The 15,513-nt window shown below is 37.7% G+C and carries 12 protein-coding genes; 9 read left to right on the top strand and 3 right to left on the bottom strand.

The window, feature by feature from the left end; genetic code table 11:
* Positions 1 to 33: 33 nt before the first annotated feature.
* The 3 genes from WFH39_RS17785 to WFH39_RS17775 form a co-directional block, all read right to left on the bottom strand.
* The gene (locus WFH39_RS17785) at positions 34 to 1,059 is read right to left on the bottom strand and encodes an IS110 family transposase (RefSeq protein ID WP_336690860.1); all 1,026 of its coding nucleotides are present in this window, start codon (positions 1,057 to 1,059) and stop codon (positions 34 to 36) included.
* Between the two features lie 412 nt (positions 1,060 to 1,471).
* Positions 1,472 to 3,088 carry a DUF1501 domain-containing protein gene (locus WFH39_RS17780; protein WP_336690859.1) on the bottom strand — a complete coding sequence of 539 codons (1,617 nt, stop codon included), beginning with the start codon at positions 3,086 to 3,088 and terminating at the stop codon, positions 1,472 to 1,474.
* 4 nt (positions 3,089 to 3,092) lie between these two features.
* Positions 3,093 to 4,727 carry a DUF1800 family protein gene (locus WFH39_RS17775; RefSeq protein ID WP_336690858.1) on the bottom strand — a complete coding sequence of 545 codons (1,635 nt, stop codon included), beginning with the start codon at positions 4,725 to 4,727 and terminating at the stop codon, positions 3,093 to 3,095.
* Between the two features lie 228 nt (positions 4,728 to 4,955).
* Here WFH39_RS17775 and WFH39_RS17770 point away from each other — a divergent pair, with 228 nt between their 5' ends.
* The 9 genes from WFH39_RS17770 (at position 4,956) to WFH39_RS17730 (ending at position 15,485) form a co-directional block, all read left to right on the top strand.
* On the top strand, positions 4,956 to 5,837 hold the full coding sequence (locus WFH39_RS17770) for an SDR family oxidoreductase (RefSeq protein WP_336690857.1): 882 nt from the start codon (positions 4,956 to 4,958) through the stop codon (positions 5,835 to 5,837).
* A gap of 485 nt (positions 5,838 to 6,322) precedes the next feature.
* Positions 6,323 to 7,195 (top strand): DUF2589 domain-containing protein, encoded by an 873-nt coding sequence (locus WFH39_RS17765; RefSeq protein ID WP_228457828.1) that lies wholly within the window; start codon positions 6,323 to 6,325, stop codon positions 7,193 to 7,195.
* Positions 7,196 to 7,211: 16 nt separating this feature from the next.
* Complete coding sequence (locus WFH39_RS17760) at positions 7,212 to 7,910, top strand: hypothetical protein (protein WP_336690856.1); 699 nt, start codon at positions 7,212 to 7,214, stop codon at positions 7,908 to 7,910.
* The gene (locus WFH39_RS17755) at positions 7,910 to 8,488 is read left to right on the top strand and encodes a hypothetical protein (RefSeq protein WP_336690855.1); all 579 of its coding nucleotides are present in this window, start codon (positions 7,910 to 7,912) and stop codon (positions 8,486 to 8,488) included. The genes WFH39_RS17760 and WFH39_RS17755 overlap by 1 nt, the downstream gene beginning before the upstream one ends.
* Positions 8,489 to 8,649: 161 nt before the next feature.
* Positions 8,650 to 9,906, top strand: coding sequence for a S8 family peptidase (locus WFH39_RS17750; protein WP_336690854.1), 1,257 nt, complete (start codon positions 8,650 to 8,652; stop codon positions 9,904 to 9,906).
* Between the two features lie 2 nt (positions 9,907 to 9,908).
* Positions 9,909 to 10,103 carry a hypothetical protein gene (locus WFH39_RS17745; protein WP_336690853.1) on the top strand — a complete coding sequence of 65 codons (195 nt, stop codon included), beginning with the start codon at positions 9,909 to 9,911 and terminating at the stop codon, positions 10,101 to 10,103.
* 79 nt (positions 10,104 to 10,182) lie between these two features.
* Entirely contained in the window at positions 10,183 to 12,381 is a 2,199-nt protein-coding gene (locus tag WFH39_RS17740; protein ID WP_336690852.1) for a M1 family metallopeptidase, read from the top strand.
* A 270-nt stretch (positions 12,382 to 12,651) separates the two neighbouring features.
* Positions 12,652 to 13,479 carry an endonuclease/exonuclease/phosphatase family protein gene (locus WFH39_RS17735; RefSeq protein WP_336690851.1) on the top strand — a complete coding sequence of 276 codons (828 nt, stop codon included), beginning with the start codon at positions 12,652 to 12,654 and terminating at the stop codon, positions 13,477 to 13,479.
* Positions 13,480 to 13,622: 143 nt separating this feature from the next.
* Complete coding sequence (locus WFH39_RS17730; protein ID WP_336690850.1) at positions 13,623 to 15,485, top strand: M1 family metallopeptidase; 1,863 nt, start codon at positions 13,623 to 13,625, stop codon at positions 15,483 to 15,485.
* The last annotated feature ends 28 nt before the right edge of the window (positions 15,486 to 15,513 follow it).

The following is a 15,513-nucleotide window of genomic DNA, read 5'->3' as shown; positions in this document are numbered from 1 at the left end:
AACTATTTTTGGGAAAGCTATTGTTTATCCCGTTCAGACAGGCGAAACCCTGTCTGTATTTTTATTTTTTTCATAATTAATTTTGAATTCTTCCTCTTTTTTCCAGAGAACGTAGATTAAACACAATAACTTTCTCGCTACGGCTGTTACCGCTATTTTTTTTGCAGGTTTCCGTTCCGTTAAATTTCTGTAAAAAGATTTCATCGAGGGATTAAATCTACTGGCACACAATGCCGGCATATAGAGCGCATACCGAATAAAGCTATTTCCTTTTTTCGAAATTCTTGTTTTTCCCTCTCTGCTGCCAGACTGGTTCTGCTGTATATCAAGACCCGCATAGCTGGTAAGCTGTTTGCAATTGGAGATTAAGGCAAATGCATTTGTTTCAGCCACAACGCAAACAACTGTTATAAAACTCACTCCCGGGATCGTGCATACCCGCTGTATTTTATCATAAAAAGAGTGGTCTGTCATCACCAAAGTTCTTATCTCTGCCTCTATCTCCAGTGCCTGAGTTTCGAGCAATGCAATCTGTCTTTTTAATCTTTGTTCTGTACTTTCAGGGCATTGATAACTGTAAAACCTTGCATGAAGCTGGTTTTTGACCTGATTTATTTTATATTTTATCTCACGATACTCTCTGCTTAAGAACTTAAGCTCCCGTATGATTCCGGATGGTTTTTGCCAAAATCTAAGTCTTCTTTCCAAGCCCAGCCTACATAAAACTTCAGCATCTACCTTATCCGTTTTCGTCTTTATGTTCAAACTTTTGACATAGTGTTTTACCATATTGGGCAATAAAACCGATGCTTTACAGTCGTTTTCTGTGAGATAATAAATCAGATTTTCATAATAAACTCCTGTAGCTTCCATTACATACATCAAATTTTCTGTAACCTGAAGATCTGAAACCCAATGCAGAAGTGCCTTAAAACCAGTTTCATTATTCGAAAACCTTTTGTTATTTTGCAGCTTATGATTCTGGTCAGAATCTATACATCCGATACAGCAATCAAGATGATCCTTGGATATGTCAATGCCAACACACTGTTTTTTCATCATATTATTTTTTATAAAGCCACAGTTCCCGATCATCTTTTCTCGTAATTATCCGGGATATTTATTCATTCCCTAAGTACTGTTCAGATTTTGAAGAAACTTAGAGACAGAGAATCTTTCTTTTCACGGTATATTAAAATCAAATCAACTACCTGTCACAAAATATTTCTTCTGTCCCTTAGCTTTTGGTTATCCTATATAAACGTAAATTTTTGATATGCAAACATACGAGGCACAAAAGACAATGTTAAAGCTAATTTCAATAATATTCAAAGCGCTCAAAAGAATAAAAATCAAAGATTTTTAAAAACTATTGTGAACTTTTTCATTTATAATGATCAGCTTTAAATAAAAGTTTAGTCATCTTTTGTACCTTTTGTGGTTAAATAAAAAGTTTGAACAGGCTCAACTTCTAACGGTGCGAAACAATAATTTTTCTGCTGATCTCTTCAGAATCTGTATTAATTTTCAACATATAATTTCCTTCAGGAATTCCCGAAACATTAATTTCAATACGGTTGGATAGTGGTTTTTCTGACGAACTGTAAATCACTCTACCGCTCATATCCATTAACTGATACTTTATACTTCCGGATGTTCTGTTTTCAAATTCCACATAAACAAACTGGCTTGCCGGAATCGGATAAATCTTAATTCCTTTATCGGAAACCACATTCGATGTTCCCAAAGTTGAGCATACTGCATTCGCTTTTTGAGAATTTTTAATGACATCCACTTTTTGATTTCCCGTAACGTAATAATCAAGTTCCGAAGTAATCATCAGACTTGTGCTTGCTCCAAGCCAGTCCTGAAGAAGAGAGGCAAAAATCTGCCGGTAATCATATCTTCTTTCACTCTGATTATAGTAAAAACTTGTCTGATTCGTAAATACAGGATGATCTCCCAAAATTCCCGCTGCGGCTGCATTTCCAATGACGAAAAACGGAGCAAGATCTCCATGATCGGTTCCGATACTTCCGTTTTCGCGAACCTGTCTCCCGAATTCACTGAAGGTAACCGTCATAATTTTATCTGCAATTCCCAGTTGCTGAATATCATCCTGAAATGCAGCAACAGAATTGGAAATATCGGCCAAGAGATTCGCGTGGTTTCCCAAATGTGTACTTCCGGTCTGTACCTGACTTACATGGGTATCGAATCCGCTTAAATTAACCTGAAAAATTTTTGTCTTGCTTCCTCCTTTAATCATTCTTGCCACCGTTTTCAGCTGTTTTCCCAGCGATGAATTAGGATAAGTGGTCGTGGAATTATTTCCGGCATTAAAAACCTGCATCACTCTGTCATAATAAGCGTCCATACTTGTAGCAATTCCTTTTATATAATCCAAAAGGTCATTATATTCAGAATTTATTAAATTAAGATTACTGAATACACTCGACTGAAATCCCGTAATATTATATTCAATATTCTTTTCCGTTGTATGTTCATAAAACAGACATGGGTTGAGGTTTCCCATTTGTATGGCGAGCGGATCAGGATTCAGGGTCGTAGGATTTCCGGCAAGTCCCGGATACAATGCGCCGAGATATCTTCCGAAAATACCGTCGAGCAGATCATTACTTGCTGTACCGTCTTTTCCCGCAAACATAAGATTTTCTGACCGGAAATGCGAATAATTCGGGTTCGGATAGCCAACTCCGTTCATTAAAAGCAATTTGCCTGAATCATATAAACTTTTGAAACCCGTCATGGAAGGATTAAGTCCTACAAGTTTGCCGGAAGATACCGTACTGTCTAACGGAATATAGCTTCCGGTTCCTGAACTGGCAATTTTTATGTTGGGACGCAGAGCTGCATACGTACTGTACTGGCTGATCGGGATTACTGTATTAAGACCGTCATTTGCTCCTGCAAGTCTTAAAATAACCAGAGAACGGTCATTAACCGTATCACAGTTAAGCTGAAAATCCAAAAACTGATTCATAAACCTCGAAGGCATTCCGTTGAGATAAAATGGTGCTCCCACACCTGCAAGAGATATTAATTTTAAAAAATCTTTTCTGTTCATGGTCTTAAATTGTTTGGAATTCAGGAGATTTAATGATGGCTTTTACCAGCCTGTCTATCGGGATTTTTACATTATTGGAATTTCCTGTATTAATGTAATTATTCCATTCGTTCTGCCAGTTTATAGGACTTAGATTGCTTAGGAAAACACTTTTAAAATAATCGTAGCGTGTGCCGTCCGGAACTTCCACAAACATCATCTGGAGAAATTCTGTTATCAGCGTATTTGCATTTCCCGGGTTTGAAAAATAGCCGCTGTCTTTTACGAAGGATGCATTATTCAGTTTAAATGTAAAGCCGTTGTAAGTAAGACCGTTGATGAAATAATCTATTGTATTGTTGTAACGAATTCTCAGGGATGAAGTGGTAATCCAGTTTTTATCATAATTCGGGCTGCTGTAATATCCTGCATATCCGTTTACCGATTGCGGATTGAAGACAGGCATTCCCATATTGGAAGAGAAATTACCAACTACGCCCATGAGGCTGTGTATTGCAGAAGGATTGACTTCATACATTGGAACCTGAAGGCTGAGAAGCGAAAACATATGAAGATACAGCTCTACAGGATTTCTTACCATGTTTCCAATGGTTTGATCTCCCGTGATGCTGTCTTCTTCGTCATAAAAATGTTTACTTTTCAGAAGAGTGGTAAGCGCAGGGATAATGTTGTAATTGTCTGCTTTAAGAGATGCTGCCAGAGGAACAATGATGCCGTTTTCTATTTCAGGAGTAATTAATCTTCCCACAAAATAGCGATACATTCTTCTGCAGTATGCTTTTGCCGTTTCATCCTGATTAAAAATCATGTTGATGAAATTCTGAAGCTCAGCTTTAATCGTTGCGTCTGTATTTCCTCCCGAAATTGCCTGATTTCCAAACGCGGACGAAAAAGTTTTGGTTCCCGTATCGTGCGTGTTAACTTTTACCTGACCTGTCGGAATATTCGTTGCCGGATCCAGAGAATTAAGTCTTGCTGTTTTATCCAGATGTACCGATGAAGTAAGAGAGAATCCTGTTAAAACTCTTGCTGCCTGTTGTACATCTGTTTCCGTGTAATTGGTATAGTTTCCCGTAGCAATCTGCGGTCCTTTTAAAATCGTAAACAATTCCAGAAATTCCCTTGCGTAATTTTGATTGGGACTTGTGCTCAGATTCACATTATTGTTCAGGAAAATAAGCATTCTCGGATTCTGTGTTATTCTGAATGCCAGTTCTTTAAGGCTTCCGCCGGCGTGAAATCTTAGAAGTTCCTTATAATCATAATTCGTCCAGAAAGAAGCGTTATCATCCGTTACAAAAAGAATATGAAGAAAATAAGCAATTTTATGTTGTGCAGAAGAATCCTTCAAAGCACTGTAAAGCCACCAGTAAAGATCATTCCTCACACTGTTTGCCGTACTTTGTGTATCGGTAATCGTAGGATTTGCAGCCGTGGGAACAATCGTTTCACCTACGTTATTAAGTGGAGAAGGCGGAACCGGATTGCTGAACGTAAATAACTCTGCAAGCGCCTGTTGCGGAGTTTTGGTCGCAAAATCCAGAATCTTTGCTTTCGTAATGTTGTAAGTAGTGCGTCTGAGAAGATGATAAGCATTCGAAAATCCCAGCACAGTAGTTTTAGGAGTAAGACTTGGCATAATTATGCTTTATTTTGAACAAATGTACAATTTTAATGAATTAAATATAATGTTTTAATAAAATTATAGAGATTAAATTTAGTAAACATTGAAAATATTTCGTTATTGATTTTGTGGTAGGCTGAATCTGCTTTTTTCTGCATTCTATATCCTGCATAGCTTTTTACGCTGCCAAAACAAATATTTATAGTAAATTTACTACGTAACGTAATCTATTAAAACTAAATTATGAATCTTTATACACAGCCAATGCTTCGCGAAGGAGCTTTAAAAGATAAAGTAGCCATTGTAACAGGAGGAGGAAGTGGTCTTGGAAAAGCAATGACCAAATATTTTCTCGAATTGGGCGCAAAAGTAGTCATCACGTCCAGAAACCTCGAAAAATTACAGGGAACTGCAAAAGAACTGGAAGAAGAAACAGGCGGAAAAGTTCTTTGCGTTGCGTGTGACGTAAGAAACTGGGATGAGGTAGAAGCCATGAAAGAAGCTGCGTTAAAAGAATTCGGAAAAATTGATATCCTTCTTAATAATGCTGCCGGAAACTTCATTTCTCCTACAGAAAGACTCACCCATTCTGCTTTTGACTCTATTCTGGATATTGTATTAAAAGGAACAAAAAACTGTACCCTTTCCGTTGGAAAACACTGGATCGATTCCAAAACTTCGGGAACGGTGTTGAATATCGTAACGACTTATGCATGGACAGGTTCTGCTTATGTCGTTCCTTCGGCTTGTGCAAAAGCAGGCGTTTTGGCAATGACGAGATCTTTGGCGGTGGAATGGGCAAAATACGGAATCCGTTTCAATGCCATCGCTCCGGGACCATTTCCTACAAAAGGAGCATGGGACAGATTGCTTCCGGGAAATCTGCAGGAAAAATTTGATATGAGAAAGAAAGTCCCTTTGAGAAGAGTAGGAGAACATCAGGAACTGGCAAATCTTGCGGCTTACTTAGTTTCAGATTATTCAGCTTATATGAATGGTGAAGTGGTAACCATCGACGGCGGAGAATGGTTGCAGGGAGCAGGTGAATTTAACATGTTGGAAGATATTCCGCAGGAAATGTGGGATGCTCTGGAAGCCATGATTAAAGCAAAAAAATCAAATTAAATTTTAGATTTTAATGTTTTCACTGTCATTCTGATCGGAACGAAGTGGAGTGAAGAATCTCTAAAAAAGAATATTTAGATTTCTCCTTCGTCAGAATGACAATGTGTATAAAAATTTATTTGGATATCCGTTATTTATCATGCTTGGATTTTAACCGCGAAGAGCGCTAAAGATTTCACAAGGAACACAATATTTGTGAGCTTTGTGGATAACCTTAGTGTACGTTGTGGTAAAAAATAATAATGATTACAGTGAGCAACATTTAATTATAACATATTGCGGATAATCAGAAAAATTTAAATTGTTTTCTAATTTAAAAAGAAAAAAATCCTTTAAATAAAGCAAAAAGTAGATTCTCAATGGGGAATCTACTTTTTTTTATTTGGGTGATTTCACGGTTGAAATTTAGGTGAATTACTGAGATATCTCGTTCGACACGACTATAAATTTGCAGTATCAATTTTTAATAACCTAAACAACAAAACATGGAAACATTAAAGTCGGTGTTGGAGGCGAACCACACCAAAAAAACAAAAAGTGAATTAATTGATTTATTAACAGGACTGGAAAAATCTTTAAGTCCCGCAGTTTACGAAAAAGTTTCGGGTATTGAAACTTCCGAGCTTTCTTCTCTTTCCAACAAAGAATTGGTAAGCATTATTGAAGACTTCAAGAAAAATTACGACGAGAAGTGGGAAAAATCTTTCGCAGCCGTTTCTTCGGAAGTGATGAAAATGATGGCAGGAAGAATGGCGGCAGACGACCAGGTTTTCAAAACTTCAGGAGCCGAAAGTGCAGATTTTGCAGCAGAATTGGGAAGCATCGATTTTGCAACCATCATCGGAGGTCCGCTGGATGCGTGTGTAAAAGCACAGTCGAACGCATCCATCAGCACCGTAAATTTCATCAAAGAAGTAGGATTCGAGCAGGATGGAAGCGACAGTAAGCTTCGTATGGCGGAATTCAAATACAAAAAAATGGGACCTAATCCTGATTTTGATCCGGCAGAACCCGAAAGTTCTACCAACCCGAAAGAAACAATGAACGATGTTGAAATTTCAGTTCCTTTCATTGCATTATTAAATGTTCCGAGCTTCAGAATTGAAACCTGCGAAGTGGATTTCAATGTAAAATTAAATTCTACCTATACAAAAGATGTAAGCGATGAATTCGGGATCACTGCAGGAGCTTCAGGAGGTTTCGGACCGGTGAAATTCAAAGTGGATGTTTCTTACAAAAGAACTTCAGCCACAGGAATTAAAGTGGAAAAAGAATATTCTCTGGGCGTAAAAGTAAGAGCAACCAACGACGAAATGCCTGCAGGATTGGAAAAAGTTTTAGGATTACTAGCACAATAAAAACCCTTTACGAGAAATGATTAAATTATCAGATTACCTGGATTATCTCAACAACGAGATAATTCAGGCTCGTAAAAAAGCAGACGAAAATGCGGTAATGATCGCAAAAGAATATGCTAAACACGAGTATTTAAAGTTTTTTAAAGTTCCGAGATATTCGCTTCCGAGTGTAAAGATGGATATTCCCATCAAGATCACGGATATTGATGCAGATTCAAAGTACAATTTCAAGTACAGCGAAGATCAGCTTATGGAAGATGTTAACCAAAAAATCCGTCTTGCCAATAACGAGAAAAATCTCAACATGACGGAGATCAGCAAAAAACAGCTTCAGACCAAAGAATTTACCCGTCTTTTTAAAGCGCTTGAAGCCGGAGACCAGAAATTTGGTAAAAAACCTTCTGCCGAATTGCTTAAAGTTGATCTCAGACAGAATGTAAAAAGTTTAAATTCAGGAATTTTCCGCGTACAGGAAGGAAACGGCGAAGCGGAAGTGAACGAAATGAAAGAAATTTTCACCAGTGCTTTGCTGAACAGATTCAGCCTCGTGAATTCTAAAATCAACAATATTTACATCGATCCCAATACCAACTCTGCGGAAGACAAAGACAAGCTTTTCGTAAATCTTCACGTAGAAATGGAAGACGAAGGAATCAGAATCGTCTCTTTTAAAGACAAAGACGGTAAAGAAGTAGAACAGATAATTTTTGAGTAATGCAGGAACTCGTTCATCATACGATACAGAAAATTCAGGAACTGCTGGAACATTTCAATAAAGTTCAGGAGCTTTATCTGTCGAAGTCTTTCGATTTTGATGCACAGTTTGAAGAATTTCTCTATGAATTTTTAGATTACCTGAAAACCAAAGGAAATACTACGTACGAATCCGAAGTTTTAAAGGTTATGAACATGATTTCCACTGTAAAAAGAGGATTTAATCCTGTTCAGATGGAAAAAATAGCTTCGGGAAAACGTGAGCTGACTTGGGGATTTTCATTCAGCGCAATGGAAAGTGTCCACAAATTTTTAATGGAAATGTACACCAAAGAGCATAAAAAACTGGATGAAGCAGAAGAAATTTTATCAGGATTAATTGTTTCTCTCTATCAAAACGGAATACTGAACGACGAAATCGTGAAAAGTCTCGCCAATGTACCAAAAATTGAAGACTTCTGGAATTCTTTAATCAAACAAAATACTCAGATTGCCGGAATTAATAAAAAACTGAGATTACAGATGATCTCGGAAGACATTTACCTGCTTCTTGAAAAAATTCTTTTAAAATTAAACTAATCTGTAATAATTTAAAATCTCTGTGTTTCTTAATTTAAGTGAAATCGAAGATTCGACGTAGTCAAACACCTTTGTGAGCCTTAAAAACAATTAATTGTAAAAAAAACTTAGTGCCGTTTGTGTTAAAATTAAAAGGTGAATAAAGATTTAAAACAAAACCCATGGAAAAAGAAAGATACATTGTTGTTCTCGAAGATCAGCATAAAAATTCCCTCAAAAAAGTGGAAAACGAACTGGATGTAAACATTACCTCATCAGAATTTCTTTCCGCAGAAAACCGTTCCTACGATGTTATTGATGATGATAACGGAGTTCTTTACAAAAATCTGGGCGTTCTTGTGGTTGAAAATATGGATGAGGCACAGTTGAAAAGCGCTGTGAAAAACGATTCTAACCCGATCGTTTATTTTGAAAAAGAAAGAGATTTTTTTTCGGCGGATGAACTGTCGATCATCAGTGAACTGAAAAAGCAGTCCGCAGAGATTGCAGACAAAATCACCGAGCTGGAAAAATACATTATAAATAAACCGTTACCGCAGAAACCTTTAGTGGAAATGGAATGGGGACTTAAAGCTTTGGGTCTCGGAAATTCTTTATACACGGGAAAAGGTATTGATATCTGTATTCTGGATACAGGACTTGAACTTTCTCATCCCGATTTTTTCGGAAAAAATATTGAAGGCAAATCCTTTATTGCCGGAGAAGACTGGAGCCGCGATCCCAACGGTCACGGAACCCACTGTGCAGGAGTTGCGACAGGAAACATACGGCTGGATAACGGAAAAAGATATGGAATCGCAAAAGAGGCTAATTTGAAAATTGCAAAAGTGCTTTCCGATGCCGGAAAAGGAACCACAAGCAGCGTTATTGATGCCATAGATTGGGCAATTACAAAGAAATTCAGAATTCTGTCCCTTTCACTCGCTTCTCCCGTTCTGCTGAATGAAGCGCCTTCTCCGCTTTTTGAAACCGTGGGTGCAAGAGCTTTGGAAAACAACTGCATCATTATTGCAGCCGCAGGAAACGACAGCAACAGACCGGCTGTTCCCAAACCTGTCTCAATGCCTGCAAACTCCATGTCGGTAATGGCAGTCGGAGCGATTGACGGACAAATGAAAGTGGCTAAATTTTCCAACGCGGGCTTAAATCCTTCAACCGGAGGAAACGTCAATGTCTGCGCTCCCGGAGTCGATATCATCAGTTCTTATCCCAAAAATTCTAAGAATAAAAACAGCAATTATTACGCAATGAGCGGAACAAGCATGGCAACACCCCATGTTTCAGGGCTTATTGCTTTGTACATGGAACAGTTTCCCGAAAAATCGGCAAAAGAAATCTGGGAACTTGTTGAAGCGAAGGCAAAACCCATCGAAGGTTTGAAATACAGAGACATCGGAAACGGACTTATACAGATATAATGATGAAAACATACTTAGCAGTTCTCAAAAAAGATACAGATATCAGACAGCTTGAAAAAGAACTGAAAAAAAACAATGTAAGATTGTCTGCCCACTATAAAACCATAGGAGTTGTAAAACTCGAAAGCGAAAAGCCGGTTTCCGATAAAGATTTTGAGCAGTATTTCCTTTCTGTTGAAGAAGATAAAGAAATTTAACAAGATAAATGGAGACATCAGACTTTTCTGTCCGGAGAAGTCTTATTTTTGTTTACTTTGTTAAATTAAAAATAGTAATATGAACTTCAAAATTCCAACCCTTGTTTCTGCGCTTGCCGTGATGTTCTTTTCACAGTCTGCATTGGCTCAGGAAGCCCCGAAATACAGCTACGTAGAAGCTTTCAAACCATTTTTCTATACACAGACAGGTACGCCTACAAGATCCGCAAGCGGACAGCCGGGACACGCCTACTGGCAGAATTCGGCAAGTTACAATCTGGATGTAAGCCTTAATGAAGCCAAAAACGAACTTACAGGAACTGCAGAAATCACCTATACCAACAACAGTCCTGATAAATTAGGATTTTTATGGCTGCAGCTCGACCAGAATTTATTTGCAAAAGATTCAAGAGGAAATGCAGTCGTACCGACTTCGGGAAGCCGAAACGGAGCGCACGGTGAGGAATTTGACGGCGGTTACAAAATAAAATCGGTAAAACTGGACGGTAAAGACGTAAAATATACCATTACCGATACCAGAATGCAGATTGATCTTCCTGCCGAACTGAAAGCTCTGGGAGGAGTCGCAAAAATTAAGATTGAATATTCTTTCCTTTCTCCAAAATACGGTTCCGACAGAATGGGAATTCAGGATACGAAAAACGGAAAAATCTTTACGATAGCACAATGGTATCCGAGAATGTGTGTGTATGATGATGTCATGGGATGGAATACGCTGCCTTATCTCGGTGCTTCGGAATTTTATCTGGAATATGGAGATATTACCGCAAACATTACCGTTCCTGCCAATCATTATGTGGTGGCTTCAGGAGAATTACTGAATTCAAAAGAAGTGTATTCCAAAGAAGAAATCAGCCGGTGGGATCAGGCAAAAAACAGCGATAAAACAGTGATGATCCGTTCTGAATCTGAATTAGGAAAAAACAATTCTACAGGAACAAAAACATGGAAATTTAAAATCAATCAGGCAAGAGATTTTGCATGGGCTTCGTCTCCGGCATTTATTCTGGATGCAGCAAAAATCAACCTTCCGAGCGGGAAAAAATCTTTGGCAATCTCCGCTTATCCTGTAGAAAGTGTAGGGAAAGAGGCATGGAGCAGATCTACAGAATACACAAAAGCGGCGATTGAGCATTACTCTGCAAAATGGTACGAATACACCTATCCGGCTGCAACCAACGTGGCAGGAAATGAAGGCGGAATGGAATATCCGGGAATTGTTTTCTGTCACATGGATTCCAAAGGCGGCGATCTTTGGGGTGTTACAGATCATGAATTCGGGCACAACTGGTTCCCAATGATTGTAGGTTCTAACGAAAGATTGTTTGCATGGATGGATGAAGGATTCAATACATTCATCAACGAACTTTCTACGGAAGCTTTCAACAAAGGTGAGTATTACGAAAAGAAAAATATTGCGCAGATGAGCGGATATATTATGAGCGACGGTTTTGAACCCATTATGGTAGGTCCGGATAATATGAAAGAGAACAGCATTGGAGCTTTGGCTTATTTCAAACCGGGAATGGGACTTCAAATCTTACGAGAATCCATTTTAGGACCTGAAAAATTCGATAAAGCATTCAGAACCTATGTTGAAAGATGGGCTTTCAAACATCCTACCCCTTGGGATTTTTTCCACACGATGGAAAATGTTTCGGGTGAAGAGCTGAACTGGTTCTGGAGAGGCTGGTTCATCAACAAATGGAAAATCGATCAGGGCATTAAAAATGTAAAATACGTTAACGGAGACTTTAAAAACGGAGCGCAGATTACGGTTGAAAATATCGGACAGTTACCAATGCCGACCAACGTTCAGGTTAAATTTAAAGACGGAACGCAGCAGATGGTAAAACTGCCGATCGAGGTCTGGAAAAGAAATACGGAATGGACATTCAGAATTAATTCTACCAAAGAAATTGATCAGGTAAAACTGGATCCGAATTCGGAAATTCCGGATGTAGACTCTAAAAATAATACATGGAGTTCCGCTGATGCAAAACCGATGGAAAAAGTAAATCTTAAAGAATTTACAGGAACTTTCGGAAGCAAGGATCTTCCGATGAAAATTGTATTTACAGAGAAAAACAACCAGCTTTTCGCTCAGGCAACAGGACAGCCGGAATTTCCTCTGGAATATACCGGAAACAATACATTCAGTCTGGAAATGGCACAGATTTCTTTAACCTTTAGTCAGGATAAAAAGTCATTTACCTTTAAGCGGGGCGGAAGAGAATTTAAATTTAATAAAGAATAATTTTAATCTTTTGAGCCATTAAGTTCTAAATTAAGAAGTTAAGCTTTATTAAGGAAAATCAAGATTTTCAATCTTAAAGAATGGTAAACTTAATTTGACCTTAACTCCTTAAATAAAATCTTAATGGTTCTATTTTACCATATCAAGCTCCGGAAAATACTCCGGAGTTTTTTGTTTTTAAATTGAATTTAATATTAAAATTCCCAATTCTGAAGGCTGTTTTAACGAGAAACCTTACTTTTGTTACTTTGTTAATTAAAATAGATGATTATGAATTACAGATTTTCAATCGTATTCCTGATGGTTTTTGCATTAGGATTTTCGCAGAATCTTAAGGTGATGAGTTTTAATATCAGACTGAATGTAGATTCGGATAAAGAAAATTCGTGGACGAACAGGAAACAGGATGTTGCAGATTTGTTGACGTATTATCATCCGGATTATTTTGGCGTTCAGGAAGCGTTGCCGGATCAGATGAAGGATATAAAAAACGGATTGAAAAACTATGATTATGTAGGAGTGGGAAGGGACGACGGAAAAGAAAAAGGTGAATTTTCGGCTATTTTTTATGATACAGAGAGATTGCAGGTTTTAAAATCGGATACCTTCTGGCTTTCGGAAACTCCTGAAAAACCATCAAAAGGGTGGGATGCCGCTTTGAACAGAATCTGTACCTACGCTGTTTTCAGGGATAAAAAATCTAAAAAAGAATTCATGGCACTGAATCTACATTTCGATCACATCGGAAATATAGCAAGAGTGAAGTCTTCAGAATTAATTTTAAAGAAAATCAAAGAAATCAATCCTAAAAATCTGCCTGTAACTGTGAGCGGGGATTTTAATTTAACGGAAGATTCAGAACCGATAAAAATAATGTCGCAGAATATGCAGGACAGTTTTTATCATTCAGAAACAAAACATTACGGTCCGAAAGGTACTTTTACAGGTTTTAATGTAAATGAAATTCCGCAGGACAGGATTGATTATATTTTCGTCAAAGGATTTAAGATCAAATCTCACAGACACATCAACGACAGAAGAGAAAATCTGCTGTATCCATCGGATCACTTTCCGGTTTTGGTAGATTTAATGTTTTAAAATGGCTTTAGTCAAATATTTAAGATAATAGATGATTTCTGCTTAATTGTAAGCTGTCAAAAAATAATACAAACGGTAATAATTATATTGCCGTTTTTTGTTACTTTTATGTTAAATAAAATACTTATTATAAAAAGATTTTAATGAAAAAGCTTGTTTTGGGTGTATTGTTTTTAGTTTCATGGCAATTTTCCGCGCAGGAATTGTATATGCCGAGAAATATTAAAAAAGCATACGAAAACGGAACCCGTGATCTGTCGGGCGCTCCGGGTAAAAATTACTGGCAGAATAAAGGGATTTATAATGTTGAGGTAAAGGTAGATGCCAATTCTAAGGTGGTTTCGGGAAAGGAAACCATAGTCTATACCAACAACAGCCCAAATGATCTGAATGATCTTGCCATAAGATTTGTTAATAATCTCCATAAACCACAGGCTCCGAGATCGGGCGTTGTTTCCAAAGATTTTCTTTCTTCGGGGTTGCATATTAAATCATTTATCGTAAATGGTGAAAAATATAACGTAAACAGCGACGATTGGGGGACAGTTGAAAAAGTAAAGCTGAATTCAGCCTTAAAATCCAAAGCGAAAGCTGAAATTAAAATAGAGTGGGAGTATCCTTTATCTGTACAAAGCGGAAGAGAAGGACAGATAGATCCTGAAACATTCTATGTCGCCTATTCTTTCCCGAGAGTCTCTGTTTATGATGATTACAATGGATGGGATATGCTTCCGCATTCCGACAGACAGGAGTTTTATAATGATTTCAACGATTACAGTTTTGCGATTACTGCTCCCAAAAATTATGTTGTCTGGGCAACCGGAGATTTTCTCAATCCCGATGCCGTTCTTCAGCCAGAATATCTGAAAAGATATAAATCTTCGTTAAAAAGCGACAAAGTTATTCACGTTGCTACTGAGCATGAAATGAAGTCCGGAAAAGTAACGAAACAGAATAAATGGAATACCTGGAAATTTAAAGCCAGTCATATCACAGATTTCTGTTTTGCATTAAGCAATCATTATGTTTGGGATGCGGCAAGTGTACAGCTTAAAACGAAAAGAGCAAGTGTTCAAGCAGGTTACAAAGCAGATGCAAAAGATTTTGAACATTATGTGGAATGGATGCAATATAATCTCGACTGGTTTTCTAAAAACTGGCCCGGAGTGGAATATCCTTACAATGCGATGACCGCAATTCAGGGATTTGCAGACATGGAATATCCGATGATGATTAACGATACCAGTATTCCGGATGATTTTCAGGATGCGAGATTAACGGCGGATCACGAAATTGCACATACCTATTTTCCTTTTTACATGGGCATCAATGAAACGCGTTATGCTTTTATGGATGAAGGCTGGGCAACAACTTTGGAATATTTAATCGGAATTGATGAAAACGGTGAAGCAAAAGCCAAAGAATTTTATAAAAATTTCAGGGTAAAAAGATGGATCAATGATCCTTCTGCAGAACAGGATCAGCCAATTATTACGATGAGTACTCAGGTAAGCGGAGCAGGTTACGGAAACAATTCTTATGTAAAGGCATCCCTGTCTTATCTGGCTTTAAAAGATTATCTGGGAGATGATTTGTTTAAAAAAGCATTACATCATTATATGAACAACTGGAACGGAAAGCATCCGATTCCGTGGGATTATTTTAATTCTATGAATACAGGTTCGGGAAAAAATCTGAACTGGTTCTTTAATAACTGGTTTTACACCAATAATTATATCGACCTGAAAGTGTCTTCAGCATCTCAGATGAATGATCTTCTAACGGTAAATGTGGATAATGTAGGCGGTTTTGCCATCCCTTTTGATGCAGAGATCGGATATGAAGACGGAAGTGTAGAGAAGCTTCATTTTTCGCCATCGGTTTGGGAAAAGGATCAGAAAAAAACAATGCTTACAGTTCCGATTACCAAAAAAGTTAAATCGGTAAATCTTGACGGAGGTATCTTTATGGATTACACACCAAAAGACAATACTAAAACATTATAAATAAATTCCGGCTGTTTCTCTGAAACAG

This window comes from Chryseobacterium sp. MMO-72 (genome assembly GCF_037146035.1).
GTDB lineage: Bacteria > Bacteroidota > Bacteroidia > Flavobacteriales > Weeksellaceae > Chryseobacterium > Chryseobacterium indicum.
Note: the sequence above shows the minus strand (reverse complement) of the source record. Positions and strands in the feature narration are given on the sequence as shown.